Origin of the sequence: Thermosynechococcus sp. HN-54, assembly GCF_023650955.1 — a bacterium.
Lineage (GTDB): Bacteria > Cyanobacteriota > Cyanobacteriia > Thermosynechococcales > Thermosynechococcaceae > Thermosynechococcus.
Genome location: NZ_CP098039.1, coordinates 994,967 through 1,021,105 on the forward strand (window position 1 = coordinate 994,967; position 26,139 = coordinate 1,021,105).

At 52.6% G+C, this 26,139-nt stretch carries 27 protein-coding genes and 1 pseudogene; 7 read left to right on the plus strand and 21 right to left on the minus strand.

Annotated features, from left to right (window positions below):
- Positions 1-49: 49 nt before the first annotated feature.
- The 13 genes from uvrC to NBE99_RS04820 form a co-directional block, all read right to left on the minus strand.
- Positions 50-1,936 (minus strand): excinuclease ABC subunit UvrC, encoded by a 1,887-nt coding sequence (uvrC, locus tag NBE99_RS04765; protein WP_250683341.1) that lies wholly within the window; start codon positions 1,934-1,936, stop codon positions 50-52.
- A gap of 13 nt (positions 1,937-1,949) precedes the next feature.
- Positions 1,950-3,725, minus strand: coding sequence for a M61 family metallopeptidase (locus NBE99_RS04770; protein WP_250683342.1), 1,776 nt, complete (start codon positions 3,723-3,725; stop codon positions 1,950-1,952).
- A gap of 30 nt (positions 3,726-3,755) precedes the next feature.
- Positions 3,756-4,070 (minus strand): 30S ribosomal protein S10, encoded by a 315-nt coding sequence (rpsJ, locus tag NBE99_RS04775; RefSeq protein ID WP_149819531.1) that lies wholly within the window; start codon positions 4,068-4,070, stop codon positions 3,756-3,758.
- A gap of 101 nt (positions 4,071-4,171) precedes the next feature.
- Positions 4,172-5,401 carry an elongation factor Tu gene (gene tuf / locus NBE99_RS04780; protein ID WP_250683343.1) on the minus strand — a complete coding sequence of 410 codons (1,230 nt, stop codon included), beginning with the start codon at positions 5,399-5,401 and terminating at the stop codon, positions 4,172-4,174.
- 17 nt (positions 5,402-5,418) lie between these two features.
- Positions 5,419-7,494, minus strand: coding sequence for an elongation factor G (fusA, locus tag NBE99_RS04785; RefSeq protein ID WP_250683344.1), 2,076 nt, complete (start codon positions 7,492-7,494; stop codon positions 5,419-5,421).
- Between the two features lie 74 nt (positions 7,495-7,568).
- A complete protein-coding gene (rpsG, locus tag NBE99_RS04790; RefSeq protein ID WP_250683345.1) occupies positions 7,569-8,039 on the minus strand; it encodes a 30S ribosomal protein S7 in 471 nt (156 codons plus the stop codon).
- A 71-nt stretch (positions 8,040-8,110) separates the two neighbouring features.
- Positions 8,111-8,515: a 30S ribosomal protein S12 gene (gene rpsL / locus NBE99_RS04795; RefSeq protein WP_149819523.1), complete on the minus strand. Its 405-nt coding sequence runs from the start codon at positions 8,513-8,515 to the stop codon at positions 8,111-8,113.
- A gap of 56 nt (positions 8,516-8,571) precedes the next feature.
- Positions 8,572-9,306, minus strand: coding sequence for a 16S rRNA (uracil(1498)-N(3))-methyltransferase (locus NBE99_RS04800; protein ID WP_250683346.1), 735 nt, complete (start codon positions 9,304-9,306; stop codon positions 8,572-8,574).
- Positions 9,307-9,330: 24 nt separating this feature from the next.
- Complete coding sequence (locus tag NBE99_RS04805; protein ID WP_250683347.1) at positions 9,331-9,771, minus strand: hypothetical protein; 441 nt, start codon at positions 9,769-9,771, stop codon at positions 9,331-9,333.
- A 108-nt stretch (positions 9,772-9,879) separates the two neighbouring features.
- Positions 9,880-10,173: a class I SAM-dependent methyltransferase gene (locus tag NBE99_RS13425; RefSeq protein WP_399370918.1), complete on the minus strand. Its 294-nt coding sequence runs from the start codon at positions 10,171-10,173 to the stop codon at positions 9,880-9,882.
- A complete protein-coding gene (locus tag NBE99_RS04810) occupies positions 10,155-11,648 on the minus strand; it encodes a leucyl aminopeptidase (protein WP_250683348.1) in 1,494 nt (497 codons plus the stop codon). The genes NBE99_RS13425 and NBE99_RS04810 overlap by 19 nt, the downstream gene beginning before the upstream one ends.
- A 55-nt stretch (positions 11,649-11,703) precedes the next feature.
- The gene (locus NBE99_RS04815) at positions 11,704-12,123 is read right to left on the minus strand and encodes a VOC family protein (protein WP_399371042.1); all 420 of its coding nucleotides are present in this window, start codon (positions 12,121-12,123) and stop codon (positions 11,704-11,706) included.
- 8 nt (positions 12,124-12,131) lie between these two features.
- Positions 12,132-13,418 (minus strand): efflux RND transporter periplasmic adaptor subunit, encoded by a 1,287-nt coding sequence (locus tag NBE99_RS04820; RefSeq protein WP_250683350.1) that lies wholly within the window; start codon positions 13,416-13,418, stop codon positions 12,132-12,134.
- 145 nt (positions 13,419-13,563) lie between these two features.
- On the opposite strand from NBE99_RS04820, the gene NBE99_RS04825 reads away from it, so the two are divergent.
- The 4 genes and pseudogenes from NBE99_RS04825 (at position 13,564) to NBE99_RS04840 (ending at position 17,509) form a co-directional block, all read left to right on the plus strand.
- A complete protein-coding gene (locus tag NBE99_RS04825) occupies positions 13,564-14,865 on the plus strand; it encodes a valine--pyruvate transaminase (RefSeq protein WP_250683351.1) in 1,302 nt (433 codons plus the stop codon).
- 36 nt (positions 14,866-14,901) lie between these two features.
- Positions 14,902-15,745 (plus strand): annotated as a pseudogene (locus tag NBE99_RS04830) (Rpn family recombination-promoting nuclease/putative transposase).
- 103 nt (positions 15,746-15,848) lie between these two features.
- Positions 15,849-17,129 (plus strand): glutamyl-tRNA reductase, encoded by a 1,281-nt coding sequence (locus NBE99_RS04835; protein ID WP_250683352.1) that lies wholly within the window; start codon positions 15,849-15,851, stop codon positions 17,127-17,129.
- A gap of 5 nt (positions 17,130-17,134) precedes the next feature.
- Complete coding sequence (locus tag NBE99_RS04840) at positions 17,135-17,509, plus strand: YraN family protein (protein WP_250683353.1); 375 nt, start codon at positions 17,135-17,137, stop codon at positions 17,507-17,509.
- A gap of 5 nt (positions 17,510-17,514) precedes the next feature.
- On the opposite strand, the gene NBE99_RS04845 is transcribed toward NBE99_RS04840, so the two are convergent.
- The 5 genes from NBE99_RS04845 to queC form a co-directional block, all read right to left on the minus strand.
- Positions 17,515-18,942, minus strand: coding sequence for a mechanosensitive ion channel domain-containing protein (locus NBE99_RS04845; protein WP_250683354.1), 1,428 nt, complete (start codon positions 18,940-18,942; stop codon positions 17,515-17,517).
- Positions 18,943-19,082: 140 nt separating this feature from the next.
- Positions 19,083-19,382, minus strand: coding sequence for a TMEM165/GDT1 family protein (locus NBE99_RS04850; RefSeq protein ID WP_149819503.1), 300 nt, complete (start codon positions 19,380-19,382; stop codon positions 19,083-19,085).
- 10 nt (positions 19,383-19,392) lie between these two features.
- Positions 19,393-19,557 carry a hypothetical protein gene (locus NBE99_RS04855; protein ID WP_250683355.1) on the minus strand — a complete coding sequence of 55 codons (165 nt, stop codon included), beginning with the start codon at positions 19,555-19,557 and terminating at the stop codon, positions 19,393-19,395.
- 225 nt (positions 19,558-19,782) lie between these two features.
- The gene (gene dnaK / locus NBE99_RS04860) at positions 19,783-21,705 is read right to left on the minus strand and encodes a molecular chaperone DnaK (protein WP_250683356.1); all 1,923 of its coding nucleotides are present in this window, start codon (positions 21,703-21,705) and stop codon (positions 19,783-19,785) included.
- A 125-nt stretch (positions 21,706-21,830) separates the two neighbouring features.
- Entirely contained in the window at positions 21,831-22,532 is a 702-nt protein-coding gene (gene queC / locus NBE99_RS04865; RefSeq protein WP_250683357.1) for a 7-cyano-7-deazaguanine synthase QueC, read from the minus strand.
- Positions 22,533-22,675: 143 nt separating this feature from the next.
- Here queC and NBE99_RS04870 point away from each other — a divergent pair, with 143 nt between their 5' ends.
- The 3 genes from NBE99_RS04870 (at position 22,676) to NBE99_RS04880 (ending at position 24,817) form a co-directional block, all read left to right on the plus strand.
- Positions 22,676-23,710, plus strand: coding sequence for a Gfo/Idh/MocA family protein (locus tag NBE99_RS04870; RefSeq protein WP_250683358.1), 1,035 nt, complete (start codon positions 22,676-22,678; stop codon positions 23,708-23,710).
- Positions 23,711-23,795: 85 nt separating this feature from the next.
- A complete protein-coding gene (locus NBE99_RS04875) occupies positions 23,796-24,206 on the plus strand; it encodes a hypothetical protein (protein WP_399371044.1) in 411 nt (136 codons plus the stop codon).
- A 23-nt stretch (positions 24,207-24,229) separates the two neighbouring features.
- Positions 24,230-24,817, plus strand: coding sequence for a 4'-phosphopantetheinyl transferase superfamily protein (locus tag NBE99_RS04880; protein WP_250683360.1), 588 nt, complete (start codon positions 24,230-24,232; stop codon positions 24,815-24,817).
- Between the two features lie 8 nt (positions 24,818-24,825).
- On the opposite strand, the gene NBE99_RS04885 is transcribed toward NBE99_RS04880, so the two are convergent.
- The 3 genes from NBE99_RS04885 to NBE99_RS04895 are packed head-to-tail and all read right to left on the minus strand — an operon-like array spanning position 24,826 to position 26,086.
- Positions 24,826-25,320: a hypothetical protein gene (locus NBE99_RS04885; RefSeq protein WP_250683361.1), complete on the minus strand. Its 495-nt coding sequence runs from the start codon at positions 25,318-25,320 to the stop codon at positions 24,826-24,828.
- A 59-nt stretch (positions 25,321-25,379) separates the two neighbouring features.
- Positions 25,380-25,694, minus strand: coding sequence for a hypothetical protein (locus NBE99_RS04890; RefSeq protein ID WP_250683362.1), 315 nt, complete (start codon positions 25,692-25,694; stop codon positions 25,380-25,382).
- An 11-nt stretch (positions 25,695-25,705) separates the two neighbouring features.
- Positions 25,706-26,086: a hypothetical protein gene (locus NBE99_RS04895; RefSeq protein WP_250683363.1), complete on the minus strand. Its 381-nt coding sequence runs from the start codon at positions 26,084-26,086 to the stop codon at positions 25,706-25,708.
- Between the last annotated feature and the right edge of the window lie 53 nt (positions 26,087-26,139).

Consider the following 26,139-nt stretch of genomic DNA (forward strand, 5'->3'; position numbering starts at 1 on the left):
GAAGTAGTGAGCGATCGCCCTCTTCTTTTGGAAAACAGATAGCTTTTTGCTAATCGGTATCAGCATGAAAGTAGCGGTAAATTTTTTCCGCTAGGCGGGGGCCGACCCCATGCACCTGCGCCAACTGTTCAGGCGTGGCCATGCGGATGTAGTCGATGGAGCGAAAGGTGGCAAGGAGTTCCTTTTGGCGTTGATAGCCTAAGCCGGGAATTTGGTCGAGGTGCGATCGCCGTTGGCGTTGGGCGCGTTTTTGACGATGGAAGTTAAGGGCAAAACGATGCGCTTCATCCCGAACTCGCCGCAGCAATTGCACCCCCGGTTGTTCTGGATCAGCCGAGAGAGGTTCGCGTTGGTGGGGCAGGAAAATCTCCTCCCGCTGTTTGGCCAAGCTGAGAATCGTGAGATCCGCCAAGAGTGGCTCCAACACCTGAACCACGGCAGCGAGTTGACCCTTGCCGCCATCAATGAGGACGATATCTGGCCAATCATCAGCCTCTAAGGTCTTCCCTTTTCCTTCAAGGTAGGGGGCAAAGCGGCGGCGGAGAATCTCGGCAAGACTGGCAAAGTCGTCGGAGTGGCCAAGCTTTACCTCGGGGTGGCGGATGTTGTAGTGGCGATAGTGCTGCTTGGCGGGCAGGCCATCAATAAAGACCACCCGTGAGGCCACTGCGTCAGACCCTTGAATGTGGGAAATGTCGTAGCCCTCAATGCGGTGGGGCAGGGGTTCAAGGCCAAGGAGTTGGGCTAAATCTTCAAGAGCTATTTGGGTGCGATCGCTGGCCTGTTGAATGCGTGCCAATTCTAATTCTGCATTGCGTTGCACCATGGCAATGAGTTCTGCTTTTGCCTGCCGCTGGGGAACGGTGAGGGTAACGGCGCGGCCCTTTTTTGCACTCAAGTAGGTACGCAGTAGATCGGCCTCTGGCAGCGGATATTGCAGCAAAATTTCACTGGGAATTTCGACATCGTCCACTTGAGCGTAGTGTTCTTCGAGCACCCGTTGCAAAATTCCTCCCGCACTGGCACTTTGAGCATCGGCAACAAAGGCCAAGCGTCCCACCAAGCGACCAGCGCGAATTTGAAAGAGTTGAATGGCGGCATGGCGATCGCCCAAGGCAAGGGCAATGGCATCCCGTGAGACCGTGTCATCGGGCAAGGACACCTTTTGATCCACGCCTAACTGTTCAAGGCCGCGAATTTGATCCCGCAGTCGTGCTGCCAATTCAAAATTGAGATCCGCCGCTGCCTGCGCCATTTGTGCTTGGAGCTGTGCCACCAGTTCCCCCGTGCGTCCCTGAAAGATCATGGCCACCTTTTGCAACGTTTGCCGATACTCTTGGGGTGAAATCAAGGCTTGGCAGACCCCCGGACAGCGACCAATGTCATAGTTTAGGCAAGGACGATCTTTGAAAAGGGGGCGGGGGCGTTGCCGCAGGGGAAAAAGCCGCTTCACAAGGGCAAGGGTTTGGCGCAGACGAAAGCTATCCACGTAGGGGCCATAGTAGCGATCCTTGGGAGCATCACTGCTCGTATCGCCCACATTGCCAAATTGGCGTTTGCGGGTAATAAAAATGCGGGGATAGGGTTCTGACCACGTAATACAGACGTAGGGATATTTCTTGTCATCCTTGAGGAGGACATTAAAGTGGGGCTGATGCTGCTTGACTAAATTGGCTTCGAGGGCAAGAGCTTCGGCTTCCGTATCGGTGACAATAAACTCAATGTCTGCCACCTGATAGACCATTAACTCAAGGCGTGGCCCCAGTTGAGCCGGTTCACGAAAATAGGAGCGCACCCGCGATCGCAAGCGTTTGGACTTGCCAATGTAGAGAATTTGATCCGTCTTGTCCTTGAAGAAATAAACGCCGGGTGCCAAGGGCAGTTGCCGCAAGACCTGTTCCAAGCGATCGCGATCCTGAATCAAGGGCTGAAGCATGCTGCCACCTCCCCTAAAGCTGCGCCGCTGTGGCTCCCAACCAAGCTTCTAGATGTGCCCGCTGATTCGGCGTGGCATCGGCACGACACTGCACCTGATAGCGGGGCTGGGGTTGCCCTAAAATCAACGCCCCAGTGTGCAATTGGTGATCATGAAACCATGTCAGGTGGATTGTCTCTCCCACTGAGTATTCCCGCAGTCGCTCTGACCAGTCCTCTGCCTTGACGCGCCAACCATTGAGGGCAATGATTTCATCCCCAGCCACCAAGCCTGCCTGTTCAGCGGGGGAGTCCCGTAGCACTGCCTTGATTTGAAGAGAACCATGTTCCTGCTTGAACTGAAGTCCCGTATAGGGCAACGCGTCTTGGGGCACCAGTTCCAAACCCACTTTAGCCAGCCACTCCTGAAGGGGGAGTTCCACCGTTTCTTCAATGAATTGCTCGCGCCATGTTCCCAAGTTTTCATCGGCAACGGTTTCAATCGTCTCCCACAACTCGTCGGGGGTGTAGCCTTGACCTGTTTCGCAATACTGCTGCCACAACCGCCGTAGGACATCGAGGAGCGATCGCCGGTGATTAAAGTTCAGGCGAATCCGCAAATCCAACAGCAGTGCCACTAGCTCGCCCTTCAGGTAGTAGGACATTTGCGAGTTGATGCTATTTTCATCGGGACGATAGAGCTTAATCCACGCATCAAAACTCGCAGCACTCAGAGACTGAACAAAACGACCGGGGGTGTGCAAGTAGCGATTGAGACTGTCGCTCAGCAGCTTCAGATAGGCCTCAGCATCAAATAGCCCCGCCCACAGGGGAATCAGTTGGTCAAAATAACTGGTCACCCCCTCCGCAAACCAGAGGCTCGTGGTGTAGTTTTCGCTGTCGTAATCAAAGATCTCAAAGGCTTGGGGGCGGATGCGTTTGACATTCCAGAGATGGAAAAATTCGTGAGCCACTAAACAGAGAAAGCGGCGATACTGCTCCGCTTGCTGAAAGCCAAAGCGATGAAAAATCAACGAGCAGCTATTGAGATGTTCGAGACCGCCATAGCCTTTGTGGGTAAGGTGCAAAATAAAGACATAGCGATCGTAGGGCAGGCCGCCAAAGAGACTTGTCTCTGTTTCAATGATCCGCTGAATGTCAGCGATCGCCCGCTGCGGCTCAAAATTGCCCTTGCCCCACACCGCCAATTCATGAGGTTTCCCCCCCGCCTCAAAGGTGTAAACAGCATGGGTGCCCACCTCAAAGGGACTATCCACCAGCAGGTCGTAATTTGCTGCCCAAAATGTGAAACCATCCTCGCCAAAGGGTTTGAGGGGAGTGGTCACCCGCCAATCGGGGGGCGCCTCAATGGTTACCGTTAGGGGCTGGTCGCGATACTCGGGCACATAGAGGCACACCGCTGCCGGATTGAAGTAGGCGTGGCTGCTATCAAAGTGGTTTGTGCGTACCGAGAGTTCATGGGCATAGATGGCATAGCGCACTTCCAGTTCTTGAGCGGGGGTGCAGGCCACCTGCCACTGATTTTTAGAGCACTTCCACCAGTCAAGGGGAGTACCGTCAGCGGCCGTTACCGTAAAGTCTTGAAGATGCCTCGCATATTCGCGCACAAGGTAGGAGCCGGGCGTCCATACCGGTAAGTGCAGATCAAGGACATCAGTTTGCGGTGCCCTTAACCGCAACGTCACCCCTAAAAGATGCGTATGCCCCTGCTGGCAGTTAATCCTGTAGGCCATGGCAGGGGTCTGAAGAGAAGACTCAGAGGGGGAAGGATAAATGGTCGTATGCGTCATACCCCTCAGTGTAGTGGACTTTGGCGACGCTTACAATTTCACCTCAATATCCACGCCCGCCGGCAAATCCAATTTCATCAGGGCATCAATGGTTTTGGGTGAGGGTTGGTAAATATCGAGAATGCGACGGTGGGTACGGGTTTCAAAATGCTCTCGTGAGTCCTTGTCCACGTGGGGCGATCGCAGGACGCAGTAAATTCGACGGCGGGTGGGTAGGGGAATCGGGCCAACGGGGGAAGCACCGGTTCTTTTTGCGGTATCCACAATGCGATCGCAGGAAGTATCGAGCAACCGATGATCAAAGGCCTTAAGGCGAATACGAATTTTCTGTTGTAAAGCAGCCATAGAAATCTTCCTTACTTGTCAAGGTTCAGAGACAATCCGACAAACTTCAGACAAAAAAAGGCCGCCAACACTACAAAAAGGCTAGCGGCCATCAAGATCAACTACTTCAGGATTTTGGAGACAACGCCCGCACCAATCGTACGGCCACCTTCACGGATGGCAAAGCGCATCCCCTGCTCAATGGCAATGGGCTGGATCAGTTCCACCGTCATTTTGATACGGTCACCGGGCATCACCATTTCAGCGGCGCTACCATCGTCAGCGGTGAAGGAAGTAATCGTACCAGTCACATCGGTGGTACGCACATAAAACTGCGGACGGTAACCCGCAAAGAAGGGGGTTTTACGGCCACCCTCTTTCTCAGTGAGCACGTACACTTCACCCTCAAATTGGGTGTGGGGCGTAATGGAGCCGGGCTTGGCAATCACCATTCCCCGTTCTACATCCTCTTTTTTCAGACCGCGCAGGAGCAGACCAGCGTTGTCACCGGCAATCCCCTCTTCGAGGCTCTTCTTGAACATTTCAATACCGGTGACGGTTGTTGTACGGGTTTCTCGCAGGCCCACGAGTTCAACGGTTTCGTTGAGTTTAATACGACCGCGCTCAATGCGACCCGTAGCCACGGTACCCCGACCAGTAATGGAGAACACGTCTTCCACAGCCATCAGGAAGGGCTTATCCACATCCCGCTCAGGGGTGGGAATGTAGTTATCCACGGCGTCCATTAGTTCGTAGATCTTATCTACCCACTCATTTTCGCCGCGTTGGGTTTTTGGATTGACGGTCATGGCTTCAAGGGCTTTCAGACCCGAACCACGGATGATGGGCACTTCGTCACCGGGGAATTCATATTCACTGAGGAGTTCCCGCAGTTCCAGTTCCACCAGCTCCAGCAGTTCTTCGTCGTCCACCATGTCCACCTTGTTCAGAAAGACAACGATGCTGGGCACCCCCACCTGACGAGCCAAGAGAATGTGCTCTTTGGTTTGGGGCATTGCACCATCGGTAGCGGCCACCACGAGAATGGCACCATCCATTTGGGCGGCACCGGTGATCATGTTTTTTACATAGTCAGCGTGGCCGGGGCAATCCACGTGGGCGTAGTGACGTTTCTCCGTTTCATACTCCACATGAGCCGTGTTGATGGTAATCCCACGGGCTTTTTCCTCAGGTGCAGCGTCAATTTCATCGTATTTGCGAGCCTGAGCTTTCCCTTGGGCGGCCAGTGTCATGGTGATGGCTGCGGTCAATGTGGTTTTACCGTGGTCAACGTGACCAATCGTACCAATGTTAACGTGGGGTTTGGTTCGTTCAAATTTAGCGCGTGCCATGTTGTTCCTCGTATAGACTATGCGTTCCCTTTATTTTTGGCAATGATCGCCTCAGCCACATTACGGGGGACTTCCTCGTAATGGCTAAATTCCATCGAGAAAATTCCCCGACCTTGGGTATTCGAGCGAATGTCAGTGGCATAACCAAACATCCGTTCGAGAGGGACTTTTGCCGTTACTTTGGCAATGCCATTTTCCACGGTTTGTCCCTCAATTTGACCACGACGGGAAATTAAGTCTCCCATCACTGTCCCAAGGAATTCTTCTGGAACCTCGACCTCGACCTTCATCATTGGCTCCAGCAGCACCGGATTAGCTTTCATCACTGCCTCTTTAATGGCCATGGAGCCGGCAATTTTGAAGGCCATCTCTGAGGAGTCAACCTCGTGGTAGGAGCCATCCACTAGTGTGACTTTGAGGTCAATCACTGGATAACCTGCCAGAATCCCGGATTCACAGGCTTCCCGCATCCCCTGTTCAGCGGGTGGAATATACTCCTTAGGCACAACACCGCCGACAATTTTGGAGACAAACTCAAATCCTGTTCCCGGTTCAGCAGGCTCCACTTCAATGACGACGTGACCATATTGGCCTTTACCGCCACTTTGACGGATAAACTTGCCTTCGGCACGGACGGGTTTGCGAATCGTTTCGCGGTAGGCCACTTGGGGTTGGCCAATATTGGCTTCCACTTTGAACTCCCGCTGCATCCGATCCACAAGGATCTCGAGGTGCAGTTCCCCCATGCCCGCAATCACAGTTTGGTTGGTTTCTGGATCAACGCTGACGCGGAACGTGGGGTCTTCCTCAGAGAGGGCTTGCAGGGCTTTGGAGAGTTTTTCCATGTCCTGCTTGGTTTTGGGTTCCACAGCCACGGAAATCACTGGCTCTGGAATATACAGCGATTCAAGAATCACGGGCGAGCTTTCATCGCAGAGGGTATCCCCCGTGAAAGTTTCCTTCAGACCCAAGGCAGCTCCTAAATCGCCGGCTCGCAGTTCATCCACCTCAATCCGCTCATCGGCTTTGAGCACGATCAGACGAGAAATGCGCTCTTTCTTGCCCTTGGTGGCATTGAGGACATAGCTGCCTTTTTTGAGAACACCGGAATAAACGCGCACGAAAGTCAGGCGACCATAGGGATCCGACATGATCTTGAAGGCTAGTGCCGCTAGGGGTTGATCATCATCGGCAGCTCGCTCCACTTCCGTACCATCCGGCAGATGACCTTTAATAGCAGGAATGTCAATGGGTGCCGGCAGGTAGTCCACCACGGCATCAAGGAGTAATTGCACGCCTTTGTTTTTGAAGGCAGAGCCGCAAAGCATCGGCACAATGGTGCCCGAGATTGTCCCTTTGCGTAGGGCAGCGCGGATTTCCTCTTCTGTGAGTTCTTCCCCCTCAAAGTATTTTTCCATGAGGGCATCGTCGGTTTCAGCAACAGCCTCGATGAGCTTGGTGCGATACTCTTCCGCCAGCTCAGTCATCTCGGCAGGAATTTCGGTGTCTTCGATTTCCTTACCAAGATCGTCTTTGTAGATTTTGGCGCGCATCCGCACCAGATCAACGATCCCTTTGAACTTATCTTCAGCACCAATGGGCAGCTGAATCGGCACGGCATTGGCTCGCAGGCGATCGCGAATCTGGTCATAGACTTTGTAGAAGTTTGCCCCAGTGCGATCCATCTTGTTGACAAAGACAATGCGCGGGACGCTGTAGCGATCCGCTTGCCGCCACACAGTTTCTGACTGGGGCTGCACACCACCAACGGAGCAGAATACCGCAATCACCCCATCGAGAACCCGCATGGAGCGCTCCACCTCAATCGTGAAGTCTACGTGGCCGGGGGTGTCAATAATGTTAATCTGGTGGTCTTTCCAAGAGGTGCTAATGGCGGCGGCTGTAATCGTGATGCCCCGCTCCCGCTCCTGTTCCATCCAGTCGGTAACCGTGGTACCCTCGTGCACTTCGCCAATTTTGTGCACCACACCAGAATAGAAAAGAATACGTTCAGTTGTGGTTGTTTTACCCGCATCAATGTGAGCGGCAATCCCGATGTTTCGCACTCGCTCTAGCGGGGTCGTCCGTGCCACAGCTACCTCCTTGTTTGTTGCATTACGTTAGAATTCTTAAATAATTGTATCCAACTCTTGAACCGTGTGACGGTTTAGTAGCGATAGTGGGCAAAGGCCTTGTTGGCTTCTGCCATTTTGTGGGTCTCTTCCCGTTTACGAATGGTGCTGCCTGTCTCATTAGCGGCATCCATTAGTTCATTGGCCAGCTTGACTGACATTGAACGACCGGCTCGTTTGCGGGAAAATTGCACTAACCAGCGCAAAGCCAAGGCAACCCCGCGATCGGGACGGACTTCCATGGGCACTTGGTAGGTGGCACCCCCCACACGACGGGCTTTCACTTCCACTAGGGGCGTTGCATTTTTCACTGCACGCTCAAAAATTTGCAGAGCATCCTCGCCGGTGCGCTCCTGTACAGTTTTCATCGCGTCATAGACAATGCGGCTGGCAAGGGATTTTTTGCCATTGAGCATAATCCGCTGGATCAACATATTCACCAGCACGTTGTTATAGACCGGATCAGGGGCAGTAGGCCGTTTTTGAGCGCGAGTGCGACGAGACATAGGTGTTTGCTGTTTGCTCTAGTGAAGTTTAGGATTTCAAGGGTGGACTCAAGGAGATAGGAGAACGAAAATTATTTTTTCTTGCCGGTAGCAGCAGCCTCACCGGGTTTGGGACGCTTGGCACCGTATTTAGAGCGACCTTGCTTACGGTCTTTGACACCAGCGGTATCCAGCGTGCCACGAATAATGTGGTAGCGCACACCGGGCAAATCTTTAACCCGACCGCCGCGAATCATTACCACAGAGTGCTCCTGCAAGTTGTGGCCAATTCCCGGAATATAGGCGGTGACCTCAAAACCAGAGGTTAAGCGTACCCGTGCCACTTTACGCAGGGCAGAATTGGGCTTTTTGGGGGTTGTTGTATAGACCCGTGTGCACACCCCACGCCGCTGGGGGCAGCTTTTGAGGGCAGGAGATTTTGTTTTCTTTTTCAACAGTTCCCGCTCTTGGCGGATCAGTTGCTGGATGGTGGGCATTGCTGCTTACGTTAATTTCACCGAACTTCTAGTGTATCGAGGTAGCCGTCGTGTTGTCAATGCCGTTGTGCAGTTGCGCAGTGCCTCTCACTGTAATGGCTCACTAAGGTCAGGCTGGCGATCGCTGCCGTGACGGCTCTCAGGGTACGCCGCCCCAAGGAAAAGGCTTGCCACCCGGCGGCTAAGACCTGTGCTAGCTCTGCGGTTGTCCACCCTCCCTCTGGCCCAATCACCAGATAAATGGGCTGGGAAAAATCCATCTGGGGCAAGCAGTCCCAGAGTAATTGGGAGGCACTGAGACTAGCGATGTAGCCCCTTGGGCTAAGGTTGACCATTTCCGCAACTGAGAGGGGATCACTGAGGGTAGGGACGTAAAGACGCTCACTCTGCTCGGCGGCCTCTTGGAGAATGCGTTGCCAGCGCTGGTATTTATTGGCACTGGGTTGCAGGAGCGATCGCGCGGTTTGAATGGGAATAATGCGCTTGACCCCCAATTCTGTTGCCTGTTGCAACACCTGCTCAAAGCTGGCTGCCTTCAGCAGCGCCAGACATAAAACAATGTCTACCCTTAGCTCTGTCTCTAGCTGTTCCGGCTCCAATAGCTCTACGGTATGTTCGTTGACCCCCAGCTTGCCCTGCCATCGCTGCCCTTGACCATCCAATATCGAGACAATATCGCTATCTTTTAACCGCAAGACATGGCGCAGGTAATGGACTTGCTCAGGGGTGAGCCACACCTGCCGATCCTGAATTTGTGAGGGTGAGACGACTAATCGCTGGGGCGATCGCATGAATACAGACTCTCGTCAAACTCTTTAAGCACTGACAGGCTTAGTAGCTTCCATAAACAGAGAGTCGGGTTTGCGCACTTGGCCATCAACCACATCTAAGTTGTAACGGGAAAAGTCTGGAATGCAACTCTCAAAAGCAGAGACTACACGACAGTCGTGAAAACCACAAGCTTCAATAAAGAGTTTGAGAGAGTAGCCATCGTACATCCACAGATGCGCTTCACCACTTAGACGAAACAGCCCCACACTAAGGGCATCCACTCCTCGTTTTCCAAGAATTGGCCAAACTAAAATTTTCGCGAGTAACTCACGGGGATGACGTAGTGGTCTGAGTATTTTTTTGAGAAAGCTCTTAGCTGTTTGCCGTTGTCGAGCTGCTTTGAAGAAATTTTCAGCTTCTTGGCCAATCCGAGATCGGACAAAGTCAGGATTTGGAATATTTGGATTTAGGAGATAGGCCGCCATTGCACCACCACTGTGATGGCGAACGAGTTGATCCAGAAGCTCTAATTTAAGCCATTCATAGTTGGCAGATTCTGTTTGACTGCCATCTCGTAACGCATCGAGTTCAGCTCAGTAGGCACGAGTGGTTTGCTCTAAGTCGGGAACTACTATCCGCAGAACGCCATTCGGCTTCAATACTCTATAAGCATCGCGTAGAAAGTTTTCTGCTTCTTGGCAACTCAGGTGCTCGAGAACGTGCGAAGAGTAAACAGCATCGACTTCTCCTTCCTTAAAAGGTAAGCCTCGGCGAATATCCCAGCGTTTTACGCCCGCCACCGCTGGTGCCACATCAAAGTTAAGCCACTCTGGATGGAAAGTGTGGCCACAACCAACATTAACCAGTTTTATGGACTGAGACTGCATAGCCACTCCACCAACGTGCGCACAGGATAGCCCGTCCCACAGGGATTATTGTAGCCATCCTCTTTCTCTGTCCAAACGGGACCGGCAATATCAAGGTGTGCCCAAGGGGTGTGATCGACAAATTGCTGGAGAAATAGGGCGGCGGTAATCGAACCTGCGGATCGCGGACCTGTGTTTTTCATATCCGCCACTTGGGACTTCATGCCCTCAAAATATTTATTTTCAAGGGGCATTTGCCAGAATTTCTCGCCGGAGCGATCGCTCGCCTTCTGCAATGCTTGCGCTAACTCTGAGTTATTACTCCAAAGACCAGCAATGTTGTCCCCCAAGGCGACAATACAGGCACCGGTCAGCGTGGCCAAATCCACAATCGCATCTACACCTAGTTTTTCCGCATAGACAAGGGCATCAGCAAGGGTGAGACGGCCTTCGGCATCGGTGTTGTTGACTTCGATGGTTTTACCGTTAGAGGCAGTGAGAATATCCCCCGGATGCATGGCACGGCCACTAATCATGTTTTCCGTGGCAGCAATAATAAAGTGGACTTCAATGCCCGCAGGTTTGAGTTGCCCCATCACCTTGGCAGTTCCCAAAACGGCTGCGGCTCCCCCCATGTCCATTTTCATCGTTTCAATGCCCCCTTGGGTCTTGAGGTTGAGGCCGCCTGAATCAAACGTTAACCCTTTGCCAATGAGGGCAATTTTCTTGTGGACAGTGCCAGTGGGCGTGTAGGTGAGGTGAATAAATTTCGGCGGCAAATCAGACGCCTGAGCCACCCCCAAAAAGGCACCCATGCCAAGGGCAGCACACTCATCGCGCTCCAAAATTTTTGCGGTCAGGCCATAGGTAGCTGCCAGTTGCTGAGCTGTTTCTGCAAGGGTCACCGGGGTAACTTCATTGGCAGGGGCATTCACGAGCTCGCGAGCCAAAATCACGCCATCGCAGATTTGCTGCGCACGGGTCACTGCTGCCGTTTGTTCCCCCAGACCCAACAGGGTCACAGATTCAGGGTAGGGCAGGAGTTTACGGGCTTCGGGATCCGACTTGAAGCGGACATCACTGTGGAGGGCAAGGAGAATCCCTTCAGCAATGGCTTGGGCAGCATCCGCCGCGTCTAAGGTTTCATGGGGGAGTGCCATCGCCACTGTTTTCACGCGTTCACGGCGGGCAGTGCGGGCAATGGTAGCGGCAGTTCGACGCAGGGTCTCTAGGTTAAAGTCCTCGCGATTCCCCAAGCCAACAAGGAGGAGCTTCTTAATGGGGAAGTTAGGCAGTAGGCGCATGAGCAGGGAGGTGCCAGATTTACCTTGAAACTCCCCTTCGCTGATGAGTTCTTGTAAGAGGCCATTGAGGCGCTGATCGAGGGTCGTATAGGGGTCTGTAAGGGTGAGGGTGCCTTCCGTTTGAAAGACGGCGATCGCGAGTAAATCACCCGACCACTCGGGAATTGCAGTAGTGACTGTTTGCAGTTGCATGCCTATGTACGACCCAAAAATCTCCCAGCCCCCTTATTTTATCGGCGTTTAGGCCTCAGCAGGAACCCAGACACTGCAAAAATTCAAGGGGCAAGCCATCGCAGTCACGCACAAAGGCGACGTGATAAAGGTGCGACCCAATCACTTGCTGAGTCGGCTTCAGCAATAGCTCAAAGGGTAAACCTTCTGCCTTCAATGTTTCTCCCACCTGCTTGAGCCATGTTTCGAGGGGGTCAGGATGATCACTGAGATCAAAGGAGAGATGGTAGTAGCCGACATAGTGCTCATCGTGAAAAGGGTCAGCAGCAGGGTAGGGTTCAGGCACTTGCAGGAGTTCAAGGCGGGTATGCCAGCCCTTGAGCCAACAGGCGAGGGTATAGCCTGTGGTAAAGCGGATATCCATTGTGAAGCCTAGGCATTCATAGAAGGCGATCGCCCGCTGAATATTGGCTGTGCGAATGGAAACGTGATGCAAACCCATAATTAGTCTTGTTTTGGCCGCAACTGTTCAGGAAAATCAATAAAGACCCGCTCGCCCACACTGAGGCCGCTGATAATTTGGGTTTGATCTTGCCAGCTACTGCCAATGGTGACGGGGCGAAATTTTGGCCGATTGTCTTCACCCACCACATAGACACCCGTTTGGCCACGTTCAACGGCAATGGCCACCGTGGGTACCAGCAGAGCATTATTAATTTTTTGCCCCAGAAAATCTAAGTCCACATTCATCCCAGAGCGCAGTTTCTCCAACCCAGTGAGAAGGGAGACCCGCACCTGAAAAAACGTCACATTCTGCTCCACAACCGCCTCAGGTGCCACTAACCGCACCCGCCCTTGAAAGGTTTCCCCCGGATAGGCATCGGCACGGATCTCAACCGGCTGTCCCACGAGCACTTGGCCAATATCCACTTCTGGTACTTCGGCAAGAATTTCTAGACCCTCAGCGATCGCCACAATCGAGGTTGAAGTTGCAGAGGTGGTGGCAGAGGCCGTGGTTGTAGGGGTTACAAATGCCCCCGGATTGGCATACTTCTGGGTAATAATTCCCATAAAGGGAGCACGAATCACTGTATCTTCGAGAGCCGCACGGGCAGCTTGAACTTGGGCTTGGGCAGCAGCCACTGCCGCTTCTGCTTGGCGGATTTCTTCACTGCGGGAACCCCGCTCTAACAGCTGCAAACGCTTTTGGGCTTCATTGAGGCTGGCGATCGCGCTATCGCGGTTGGTCTTTAGTTCATCAAGAGTATCGCGGGGAATTGCTCCTTCGGCAGCTAGAATTTGATTGCGGTTGAGGCGCTCTTCAGCTAACCGGGCCCGGGCTGCCGCCGCTTGGACTTGGGCTTGGGCTTGGGCAATTTCTTCAGCACGGTTGCCGGCCACAATGCGATCGCGACGGGCAATGGCATCGGCTAGGTTGGCTTGGGCTTGGGCAAGTTGCGCCTGCTCATCGCGGTTGTCCATGCGGGCAATGATCTGACCTGCTTTGACCTGATCCCCCTGCTCAACATAGAGTTTGGCAAGCAGGCCGGCCCGCTTGGGACTGATATTCACGGTTTGTATCGGCACCACTTTGCCCGTGGCAGCAATACGAGCCACAAGGTCTCGACGATCCTGAACCGGCACGGTGTAGCGATCCAGATCGAGGGGCGTTTGGCGCGATCGCCACAGAAGCCATCCGGCACTGCCAATTAGGCCAGCAGCCATCACCCCAATCACGAGCGATCGCCAAGGGGATGAAGGTTTACCGACAAAGGGGATAAACGCTGCCATGAATCCTTTACAGTTCTTGGCCTATTCTAACGTTATGTTACAGTGGCCAACCGAATAGCAGCATTGACCCTACCTATTGCTCCTATATGTCCCTCAGGAGAAGCGCAGATGCTATCCTAACCAATACTGTTGATGTCCTTTGCCTATGAATCCTGCACTCTCCCAGATTGGCCAGCAGATGTCCCAACTGACGGGAGTTCGGGCAATTATGAAGGATATTATCGAGACGCTGCGCCTCAATCGCGGTCAAGACCTAATTAACTTGAGTGCAGGTAACCCACTGATTCTCCCTGAAGTCGAGCAGCTCTGGCGCGACTGTACCCACGAGCTAATGGCCAGCCCAGAATTTGGTCAAGTGGTTTGCCGCTATGGGACTAGCCAAGGGTATGAGCCGCTGATAGCTGCTGTAGTCGATGACTTTAATCGCCGCTATGGTCTGAATCTGACGGAGCGCAATGTCCTCGTTACGCCGGGCAGTCAGGCCATCTACTTCTTTGCAGCCAATGCCTTTGGGGGCTTTAGCACCAACGGTAAATTAAAGAAAGTCGTTCTCCCCTTAAGTCCCGAATATACGGGGTATGGGGGGGTCAGTCTCACGCCCAATATCGTCGTCGCCTATCGTCCGCGCCTTGAGATTTTTGAAGCCGATCACACCTTTAAGTATCGTCCAGACTTTCAACAACTGCACATTGATGAGACCACTGGATGTGTGATCTTCTCGCGCCCCTGCAATCCGACGGGAAATGTGCTCACGGACATTGAGGTGCGGCAAATTGCTGATCTGGCAGTGCCCTACGGGGTACCTGTGCTGATTGATGCTGCCTATGGCCCTCCTTACCCCAGCCTGAACTTTACCGAACTCGCGCCAGTCTTTGGCGGCAATATTGTCCACTGCCTCAGCCTCTCAAAGGCGGGACTGCCGGGGGAACGGGTGGGAATTGCCATTGGCGATCGCGAGATTTTGAGTGTCCTTGAAGCTTTTCAAACGAATGCTTGTATTCATGCCTCGCGCTACGGTCAGGCGATCGCGGCCTTAGCCATTGCCAATGGTGCCCTAGCCGAAGTGTCCGTCAATGTTATTCGCCCCTTCTATCAGCGCAAGTTTACAGTTCTCGAGGAAACCCTACGAACTGCTTTGCCCAATGACATTCCTTGGTTTTTGCATCGGGGTGAGGGGGCGATTTTTGCGTGGCTGTGGCTACGGGACTTACCCATGACGGATTGGGAATTGTATCAACACCTGAAACGAGCAGGGGTGATTGTGGTTCCCGGCAGTTCCTTTTTCCCCGGCTTAACCGAGCAATGGCACCACAAACAGGAGTGCTTGCGCATCAGTCTCACCGCTAGCGATGAGGAAATTGCCCTTGGTATGCAACGACTCGCGGCCACGGTTACAGAGGTGTATCAGGAATCCCCTAGCCGCTCCTATTCTGATGTCCTTGCTTAAGCCCTCCTACATGGGTGAGTACTTCCCCATTTCTCAATGCGCCGCGACTCCCTCTTTTACCAACTGTTTGCCCAACTGCCCCAGACGCTCTTTGACCTCCTCGGCATGGATTGCCCCACGGGCTACCGCTTTGACTCCGTGGAACTCAAGCAAACCGCCTTTCGCATCGACGGCGTCTTTCTCCCCTGACCCCTCAGGAACCGTCTATTTCTGCGAAGTCCAGTTTCAACGCGATAACACCCTCTACGAACGCCTCTTTGCTGAAATTTTTCTCTATCTGCGCCTGTATCGCCACACCTTCTCTGACTGGCAAGCGGTGGTCATTTATCCCCACCGCCAAGCGGAACAAACGTCCTTTGAACCCTATGACGTCTTAGTGAAGAGCGATCGCCTGCGGCGGGTGTATCTCAATGAGCTAGGAAAGCCAGAAGAGTTGCCGCTGGGGGTTGCCTTAATGCAGTTGACAGTTTTACCAGAGGCACAGATGCCGAAGGTCGCACAGTTCCTTGCTCAGCAAAGTCAACAAGAGGGGGAGCAAATCCATAAGGCGATAATAGAATTGTTGGCAACTATCCTGCTGTACAAGTTTCAGGAGTCCACCCGAGAGGAGGTGCTGCGAATGCTAGGGTTTACCACTCAAGAATTAAAGCAAACGCGATTCTATCAAGAGGTTTATGCTGAGGGGCGAGAAGAAGGATTACAGCAGGGAGAAGCAATGGTTGTTTTACGACAGTTAAGACGACGGTTTGGGGATTTACCGGCTGACCTTGAAGCAGCGATTCGCCAACTCCCACCCACTCAGATTGAGACCTTGGCGGAGGCACTCCTTGACTTTGCTACCCTTGAAGACCTTAGGGGCTGGCTCAGGAATCTCGGTTAGGGACAATCCTCCTTTAGTAAAGACTTGCAAACAAGCGTGAAGGAGGCTCAAGAATCCTGATACAACAATTGATGGAGTTGCAGCCGAACGTCAACCGATTCCTATGAATATTGCTGTCATTGGCTTGAGTCACAAAACCGCCCCTGTGGATGTGCGCGAAAAATTGAGTGTGCCAGAGGATGTGCGGGAGCGGGCACTGCAACATCTATGCGGCTACGCCCACATTCAGGAAGCCACCATCCTCAGTACCTGTAACCGCTTAGAAATTTACATTGTTACCAGTGACACTGAGGTGGGCGTGCGGGAAGTGCATCAGTTTCTCAGTGAGTGGAGCCACATTCCCCTGCCCCAACTGCGCCCCTACCTCTTTATCCTGCTACATCAGGATGCCGTGATGCACCTCATGCGGGTGGCGTCGGGTCTAGATAGCTTAGTCATTGGGGAGGGGCAAATTCTCTCCCAAGTAAAACGCTGTCATCAGTTAGGGCAACAGTACAAGGCCATTGGTTCCATTCTTAACCGCCTCTTTACAGGGGCGATCGCTGCCGGTAAGCGGGTACGCACAGAAACCAGTATTGGCACGGGGGCGGTCTCCATTAGCTCAGCAGCAGTGGAACTGGCCGATCTGCGGCTGCAAAATCTCCAGAACTGCCGCATTGCCATTGTCGGTGCGGGCAAAATGTCCCGTTTGGTGGTGCAACACCTAATTGCCCGAGGAGTCAAGGAGATAAGCATTATTAACCGCTCGTTGGAACGGGCACAGGAACTGGCGCAGCAGTTTCCCGAAGTACGCTTTGAACTCTTTACGATGACGGATCTACTGCCGATTGTGGCAGCGATGGATTTGGTCTTTACGGGCACAGCAGCGACACAACCCCTCTTGGATCGCGAGAATTTAGGGTCGGTGCTCACAGGCGATCGCCCCCTTGCAATCATTGATATTTCTGTGCCCCGCAATGTTCATGCCAACGTCACGGAATTGGCCTCCGTGCAACTCTTCAATGTGGATGATCTCGAAGCCGTAGTTGCCCAAAACCAAGAGGCTCGACGTCAGTTGGCTCAAGAGGCTGAGGCTATCCTTGAGGAGGAATTAGAAACATTCTTAGCTTGGTGGCATGCCTTGGAAACAATCCCGACGATCCGCAGTCTGCGCCAAAAAATGGAAGCTATTCGTACCCAAGAGCTGGAAAAAGCCCTCTCCCGCTTGGGCAGTGAGTTTGGTGAGAAACACCAAGGGGTGATTGAGGCGATGACGCGCACAATTATCAACAAAATCCTCCATGACCCGACGGTGCAGCTGCAATCGCAGCGGGATTTAGAGAGTCGCCAGCGAGCGATGCAGACATTACAACACCTCTTTAATCTCGAACCGCTTGAAGCCTAGGGTCGATGCGCCACGTGGGCGATCGCGGGGAGGCAGTGGTCGCCGCCTGGCTACAAGCTCAACAGTGTCAAATTTTGGCTCAGAACTGGTCTTGCCCTTGGGGTGAGTTGGATATTGTGGCTTGGGATCCCAAGGGAGTAGTGCTTTTTGTCGAAGTGAAAACTCGCCGTTTTCGCAACTGGGATAGTGATGGCCTCGGTGCCATTTCCCGAAGCAAGCAACGCAAACTCATTTTGGCCGCCCAAGCCTTCCTAGAACGTCAGCCCCAGTGGCAGGAGCATCCCTGTCGCTTCGATGTGGCGTTGGTGCGCCACCAATCGGGTACCTATCGGCTCCATCACTACTTGGAACACGCATTTACACTGGACGCCACCGATTGAGCACTTTACCAACTCAGCAGTTTTTGTAGGCGATCGCGAATCCAGTGAATGGGGCGACTTTGATCCTGATCTGCCCGACTCAGTTGCTGAAGCTCCTGGTGGTGTTGCGCCAGCACATCCTGACGGCGGGCGATCGCCACCGCAATATCATCAGCAAGGGAAGGGTGTTCTTTTAGCAACTGTTCAAATCCCTCCCGTGGTAGGACAAACAAGACCGTATCCGTCATTGCCATCATCGTTGTTGGGCAGGCCACCCCCAGCATCAGTGGTAGCTCCCCAAAGTGCTCCCCCGGATTAAACGTCATCATCGGCTTGAGTTCGCCATTCTCCTCATAGACCGCTGCCATCTGCCCCTGCAATACGATGTAGAAGTTAGTGATCGGCTCCTGAGCACGGAACAAAATTTCCTTCGCTGTCAGGTGCTTGCGGTAGCCTGATTCAATGAGAAAGCGCAGTTGCAGGTCATTCATACACTGAAAGTAGCTCACCTGCTGAAGCAGCGACTTTAAGGAGGGGGTTGCCGGTGCCAAGGGCATGCCTACCGTTTCGGCTGGCCCAGAGGGAAGAGAGAGCGCCGGCGCATTGCGAATCCACAGATCTCGCTGGGGGAAAGGAATTGAGATATTGTGCTGCCGAAAGTAGTAATCAATCTTGAAATTGAGACTGCTTTTGATGAAGACTCGCCGCTCAATGGCATCCGTCCATACCCAAAGTTCAAACTCAAGAGCCGAATCGCCAAATTCACGGAAAATCACCCGAGGGGCTGGCTCCCTGAGGACATCTGGCTCAGAATGCGCAATATTGAGCAAGACTTCCGTCACCAAAACTGGATCTGTCCCATAGGCCACCCCAATGGGAATATCAATGCGACCGCGATGGGTTTCATAATACCAATTCAGCACCGGACTATCGGCAAGGTAGGTATTGGGCACCACCACATTTGAACCGTTAAAGGTTTGAATCACCGTGGCTCGCATCGAAACTTCCTGAACGTAACCACTGATGTTTTCAATTTCCACAAAGTCGCCGACACGGACTTTGCGCTCAATAAGGAGCGTCAGGCCACTGATGAGATTGCGGGTAACATCCTGCAAACCAAAACCAATCCCCACCCCCAAGCCACCGATAATCACTGCGAGAGAATCGAGATTAATCCCCACTGCTTGCAAAACAATGATGTAGCCCAGTGCCCCCCCGGCACCACTAATCACCGTGGAAATGGCCTCGCGGTTGCCTAGATCCAAACCAAGGCGCGGCAGCAGTTGATTTTTCAATACCCCCTTGAAAAAGCGCGCTAGAATTGCAACGAGAATGAGCAGCAGCACCACTTGAAACAGCCAACGCAGGGAAATGGTTTCCCGCCCAAGGCGAAACAAAGGTGCATCGACAATATTGATAAAGGACGACCACAGCTCAATAACTTGGGATGGCATTCTCCATAGTCTCCTCAGGGGTTCACAAACTTAGACAGTGCCTAAGATAATCAGCGTGCCCAAGCTAACCCCCTCACTTTAGCAGGGGACAACCGTCAACTGAAGGAACTCACCTAAATCGCGATCTGCTCTCTTAGTGATCAAAGACTTGGGTGCAACATATCCCACAATAGCCAAAGGGCGATCGCCAAGAGACTGCTGCCTGTCAACGTTTGTAATCGCTGTTCCGAGAGGTATTGTGACAACCAGCGACCAATCAACACCCCAATCAAACTGGTGGTTACTAAGGCCAAAGCTGCTCCCAAAAACACCAACCAAGGGGAGGCAGCGCGGGCAGCCATGAAAAACACAGCAATTTGAGTTTTATCGGCAAATTCAGCCAAAAAAACGGTTAAAAACGCAACCCCGAACTCTCGCCATGGCAACGCGCGCTTAATCACCGACTACCCTCTAGGTGTCCGTCATTTCCTCAACCGTCTCGGTGGTTTTCGTCTCTGGGCGATTCTCCGTATTTAGACGACGGCTGTAACGCCCCGAAGAACGCTTGCGAAACTTGCGAGCATAGGCTTGATTACGAAGAGCTTTTTCTTTCTTGGGATTGCGGCGTTTGGCCATGCTTACCTCAATGGTAGGGGTGGTCTCAGCACTCAACAAAAATTAAGGACAGAAACCCTATTGTATCGAAATTTTTCCCCTAGCACAAGAAGCGCCTGATCGAAGAGCCACCGAGAGCTCTCTGCATAGGGAGCATATCAGATCAAAAAACATGAGAAACCCCCTAAGCCTTGACCTAGGGGGAGGAGGAGTCTTGTTCTGGCAGAAAGTTGCCAATGGGCGGGACTATTTGGTTTCTGAGAACTCAGCGTCAATCACTTCGTCATCACCGCCACTACCACTGCTACCGCTGCTGCTGGAGCCAGTCCCATCACTGGGCTGAGCACTTTGATAGACACTGGAGCCGACACTGTAGAGAGTTTGTTGCAGATCCTGCATCAGTGATTTCACCCGCTCAAAGTCAATAGACTCAATGGGTTTCTTCTCAGTTTCAGTGCCGATTTCCGAGCGCAGGTTGGCAATGAGGGAGGTGAGACGGTCTTTATCGCTGCTGGAGACTTTATCCCCCAACTCACTCAACTGTTTCTCCGCTTGATAGCAGAGTTGCTCTGCCTGGTTCTTAGTCTCGATTTTCTCGCGTTTGGCTTTATCAGCAGCGGCATTCATTTCCGCTTCGCGCACCATGCGTTCCACCTCATCCTTAGGCAGCGTTGAGGCGCCGGTGATGCTAATGGACTGCTGTTTGCCTGTGCCTTTGTCGCGAGCGGTCACGTTGAGGATACCGTTGGCATCAATATCAAACGTGACTTCGATTTGGGGCACGCCGCGTGGTGCCGGAGGAATACCATCCAAACGGAAGGTACCGAGGCTCTTGTTGTCAGCGGCCATTTCCCGCTCCCCTTGCAGGACGTGGATCTCCACATTGGTTTGACCGTCAACGGCGGTGGAAAAGACCTCGGATTTTTTCGTTGGGATCGTGGTGTTGCGGGGAATAATTTTCGTCATCACACCACCAAGGGTTTCCACCCCCAAGGACAGCGGTGTGACATCGAGGAGGAGAATGTCTTTCACTTCCCCTGCCAGCACCCCAGCTTGAATGGCAGCACCCACAGCCACGACTTCATCAGGGTTCACACTCTGGTTAGGGTCTTTGCCCAATAGCCGTTTGACCAGCTCTTGGATGGCGGGAATGCGGGTGGAACCTCCGACGAGCACCACTTCATCAATCTGCTCTTTGCTGAGTTTGGCATCCCTAAGGGCTTGCTCGACGGGTACGCGGCAACGATCAATCAGATCAGAGCAGAGTTCTTCAAATTTGGCGCGGGTGAGCGTCATGTCGAGGTGTTTCGGACCATCCTGCGTTGCGGTGATGAAGGGCAGGTTGATTTCCGTTTGCATGACGCTGGAAAGTTCAATCTTGGCTTTTTCTGCCGCTTCCGTCAGCCGTTGCAGCGCCTGTTTGTCTTTGCGCAGGTCAATGCCCTCTTGGGCACGGAAAGATTCAGCGAGGTAGTCAACAATTTTCTTGTCGAAGTCATCACCGCCAAGGTGGGTGTCCCCAGAGGTGGCTAGCACTTCAAAAACGCCATCACCGACTTCGAGGATGGACACGTCAAAGGTACCACCGCCAAGGTCAAAAACAAGGATGGTTTCATTGGCCTTTTTATCGAGTCCATAGGCCAAGGAGGCGGCGGTGGGTTCGTTGATGATCCGCAGTACTTCGAGACCGGCAATTTTGCCAGCGTCTTTGGTGGCTTGGCGCTGCGAGTCATTGAAGTAGGCGGGTACTGTAATAACCGCTTGGGTGACTTCCTCGCCAAGGTATTTGCTGGCATCCTCTTTCAGTTTGCGCAGAACTTGAGCAGAAATCTCTTCGGGGGCAAACTGCTTGCCAAGGGCAGGGCAGTCGAGCTTGACATTGCCATTGACATTCAAAACTTTGTAGGAGACCTCAGTGGCTTCGTGGGTCACCTCATCAAAGCGACGACCAATAAAGCGCTTCACCGAATAAAAGGTATTTTCGGGGTTCATTACAGCTTGCCGTTTGGCAATTTGACCCACGAGGCGATCGCCATTTTTGGTGTAGGCAACAACGGAGGGCGTTGTCCGAAACCCTTCAGCATTGGCAATAACCGTGGGCTTGCCCCCTTCCATGACGGCCACACAGGAGTTGGTGGTTCCCAGATCAATTCCGACAACTTTTGCCATAGCGACGAAAACTCCCTTTGCAGGCTAACTTTGATGCGGGGCACAGCACCCATATTGGGCTTAACCCTCTCTCTTTCCTATAGTGCGATCGCTCTTGCTATGAGTAAAAGGGGGATTTACCGAACCTACACAGGGTAGTCAGCCACGTAGGGCAAGGGATCGACTAAACCTAATTCGGCAAAGGCCGTTAAACGCAACCGACAGGCATCACAGCGACCACAGGCCTGTTCCCCTTCGGCATAGCAGGACCAAGTTTTTTCCCAAGGGACGCCGTATTCATTGCCAAGGCGAATGATGTCTTTTTTATGAAGGTTAATGAGGGGAGTCACAATTTCGATGGGCTGACCTTCGCGCCCCTGTTTTGTACCGAGGCGATAGACCTCCTGCATGGCGGCAATGTAATCAGGGCGACAGTCGGGATAGCCGGAGTAATCAAGGGCATTAACGCCGATGTGCACGGTTTGCGCCCCTAGGGCTTCCGCATAGGCAAGGGCAACACTTAAAAAGATAGTATTGCGGGCGGGGACATAGGTAACCGGAATCTCGTGACTCATCGTGGCAAGGTCACGATCGCGGGGTAAGTCAATCGTTGAGTCTGTCAGAGCTGACCCTCCCCATAACCGCAAATTTAGGGAAACGATTTGATGCTGAAGGACGTGAGCAGCGGCGGCAATAGCGATCGCGGCTTCCAATTCTCGCCGATGGCGCTGACCATAGTCAAAGGAGAGGGCATAGCAAGCATAGCCCAAAGCCTTAGCACGAAATAAGATTGTGCTGGAGTCTAAGCCCCCTGAGAGCAACACGACGGCCTTTTGTGTCGTCATCATACCTGTCTATCAAAAACTTTACATTTGGCAATGCTGTGGTAGCATCTTTCTGAAAATGTTCATTCTGTGAGTTTTTACTTACGGCGGGCGATCGCCAACACCAAGCCCTTCCCCGGTTGCGTAGAGGAGTGAAATAACTAGACATGAGTTCTGCCGTCCGTCCCCAGCCCGATCCACTGCGCATTGGCGTTATCGGTGTTGGCAACATGGGTCAGCACCACACCCGTGTTTTGAGTTTACTCAAAGATGTCGAACTTGTGGGCATCTCTGACGTGAATCTGGAGCGGGGCATTGATACCGCCAGCAAATATCGGGTGAAATTTTTTGAAAACTATGTGGATTTGCTGCCCCACGTTGAGGCGGTGTGTATTGCCGTGCCCACCCGTCTCCACCATGAAGTGGGCATTACCTGCTTGCGCCATGGGGTGCATGTGTTGGTGGAAAAACCCATTGCCGCGAGTATTAGCGAAGCAGAATCCCTAGTTAACGCGGCAGCGGAGTGCCAGTGCATCCTCCAAGTTGGACATATTGAGCGCTTTAACCCCGCGTTTCAAGAACTGAGCAAAGTCCTGCGCACTGAGGAAATCCTTGCCCTTGAAGCCGATCGCATGAGTCCCTACTCCGATCGCGCCAATGATGTCTCGGTGGTTCTCGACTTAATGATTCACGACATTGACCTGTTGCTGGAACTCACCAATTCCCCTGTGGTGCGCCTGACGGCGGCAGGCAGTCGCTCTGCCAACTCTGGGTATCTAGACTACGTCACGGCTACCTTGGGCTTTGCCAACGGCATTATTGCCACACTGACTGCCAGTAAAGTCACCCACCGCAAGCAACGGCGCATTACCGCCCACTGCAAGAATTCCCTCACGGAAGCTGATTTTCTTAAAAACGAAATTCTCATTCACCGCAAAACCACAGCAACGTGCAGTGCTGACCACGGCCAAGTCCTCTATCGCCAAGACGGCCTGATCGAGAAAGTCTATACCAGCAACATTGAACCCCTCCATGCGGAATTGGAGCACTTTGTCAACTGCGTCCGCGGGGGTCAACCTCCCTCGGTGGGTGGGGAACAGGCGCTGAAGGCGTTGCGTTTGGCCAGTCTCATTGAGCAGTTAGCCCTTGATGGGCACAGTTGGGGGCAATTGGACGCATCCTTAGCAACCCTGATTCCTTAGACTCTGCCGCCCTCGTTCTTGCGCTAGGGTAGTAAGTACAGCAGCGAGGGTTGTGTCAATGACGAGTATAGAAGGCTGTGCCTTTTTGGCAGCCCAAGCAAAGGTGAAGTCCTATCTTGCTTACTGGTTTCAGTTGGGTAAACGCCTGTGTATTTGGGGTGGCGAACACACGGTGCTGCCGCAACCTGTCCTGCAGGGCGATCGCTACAGTCAAGCCTTTGAAGCCTGCTGGGCCTATGTCATTTCTGGTCAAGCGGGAGATTGCTTCCTTGAAGGTACCACAGAAACCATTACCCAACTGTTGAGCGACTGCTGGGAGATTACCGCCTGTGCCCGCTGTCAAATGCCTGTGCCCTTACCTTGTCATGGCTTGCCCCCTGTGCACTGTCCCTGTGCCAGTCTGCCCAACTGGCCGAACTTTGAGTTACCGCTGCCCCGCAGCCCGATTGACCCCCGTACCCACTTGTTGTCGTTGAAAAAACGTCTCAGTCTTTAAGTCTTTATTTTTCAGTCTTTGGTGTGTGGGATGCCCCCTTACCCTCTATTTTGTCCCTGCCATGGCAAGAGCCACCGCTGCATCCTAGGCTGGATAGCCATACCCTCCATCTTTGGTGGTTTACCCTTGCCCCTAATGTCCCCCGTGAGGTGACCCTGCGCACCTATCTACGACACTATCAGCCTGATCTTGAGGAAGCACCGCTCCCACGCACACCACTGGGGAAGCCCTATTTGCAGGGGTTGGAATTTAACTGGAGCCATAGCGACAACCTCGCCGTGTTGGCCATTAGCGGGAGTGCTGCTGTGGGAGTAGATGTCGAGATTTTGCGCCCTTGTCCTCAGCGTTCAGCAATTAGTCGGCGGTTTTTTGGGGCTTCTCTGCAACAGAGGGTACAGGAGGGGGGCGATCGCGCGTTTCTGCAAGCATGGACTTACTATGAGGCGTGGCTGAAAGCGCAGGGGGTAGGGGTATGGCAGCGAACTGTAGCTCAGACTGTAAAGCATTGGGTGGCTAGTTTTCTTGTGGGCGATCGCGCCATTGCCAGTGTTGTTGTGCTAACACCAACTCCTCCCCGGTGTTTCTTTTTTCGGCCAGAAACGATGGGATAAATTCATGTTCACACTTGATCAAACAGTGTAATCTTGGCCAGAAGTCCTGCCACCATCAAAAACAGTGCCACCAGCAATGCCCAAAGGCGATTATCCGTTGAACTTTGGCGTTTTCCCAATTCCACCAATTGTTCACGATTAGTCTGCACTTCTAAGCGCACAGCCTCAATTTTGGCCTCCATTGTATTAAATTTCTCATCAACAGTCTTAAACTTTTCATTGATGGTGGCCTCCATTGTATTAAATTTCTCATCAACGGTCTTAAACTTTTCATTGATGGCGGCTTCCATTGTATTAAATTTCTCATCAACAGTCTTAAACTTTTCGTTAATAGTCGCTTCAATCGTGTTGAATTTTTGATCAAACCTTACTTCTATGGCATTCAGTTTTTCATCCACGATTTGGAATTTCTGATCAATCGTGTTAAATTTTTCACGGATTTCCGCTTGGCCCACCTTCACTTCAAGGGTGAGTTCCGCCAGTTGCGACTGGATTGCTTTCATTGTGTCTAGGACTTCAGCGAGTTGCGATTGAGTGATAGGTTCGCTCATAGGAGTCTCCTCTAAACTTGGTTAAATTGGTTAAACAGTGTGATCTTGGCCAGAAGTCCTGCCACCATCAAAAACAGTGCCACCAGTAATGCCCAAAGACGATTGTCCGTTGAACCTTGGCGCTTTCCCAATTCGACTAATTGTTCACGATTGGTCTGTACTTCTAAGCGCACAGCCTCAATTTTGGCCTCCATTGTGTTGAACTTTTCACGGATTTCCGCCTGACCCACCTTGACTTCAAGGGTGAGTTCCGCCAGTTGCGACTGCATTGCTTTCATTGTGTCTAGGACTTCAGCGAGTTGCGATTGAGTGATAGGTTCGCTCATAGGAGTCTCCTCTAAACTTTGTCAAACAGTGTGATCTTGGCCAGAAGTCCTGCCACCATCAAAAAGAGCGCCACCAGTAATGCCCAAAGGCGATTGTCCGTTGAACCTTGGCGCTTTCCCAATTCGACTAATTGTTCACGATTGGTCTGTACTTCTAAGCGCACAGCCTCAATTTTGGCCTCCACAGTGTTAAATTTCTCATCAAATCTCGCTTCCATGGCATTCAGTTTTTCATCCACGATTTGGAACTTCTGATCCATGGTGTTAAATTTTTCACGGATTTCCGCTTGACCCACCTTCACTTCAAGGGTGAGTTCTGCCAGTTGCGACTGGATTGCCTTCATGGTTTCCAGAACTTCAGACAGTTGGGATTGGGTGACAGGTTCGGTCATGATTGATGTTCAGGGAGGGGTAACTTCATTTTAGGGGGAGGGAGCAATTTCTG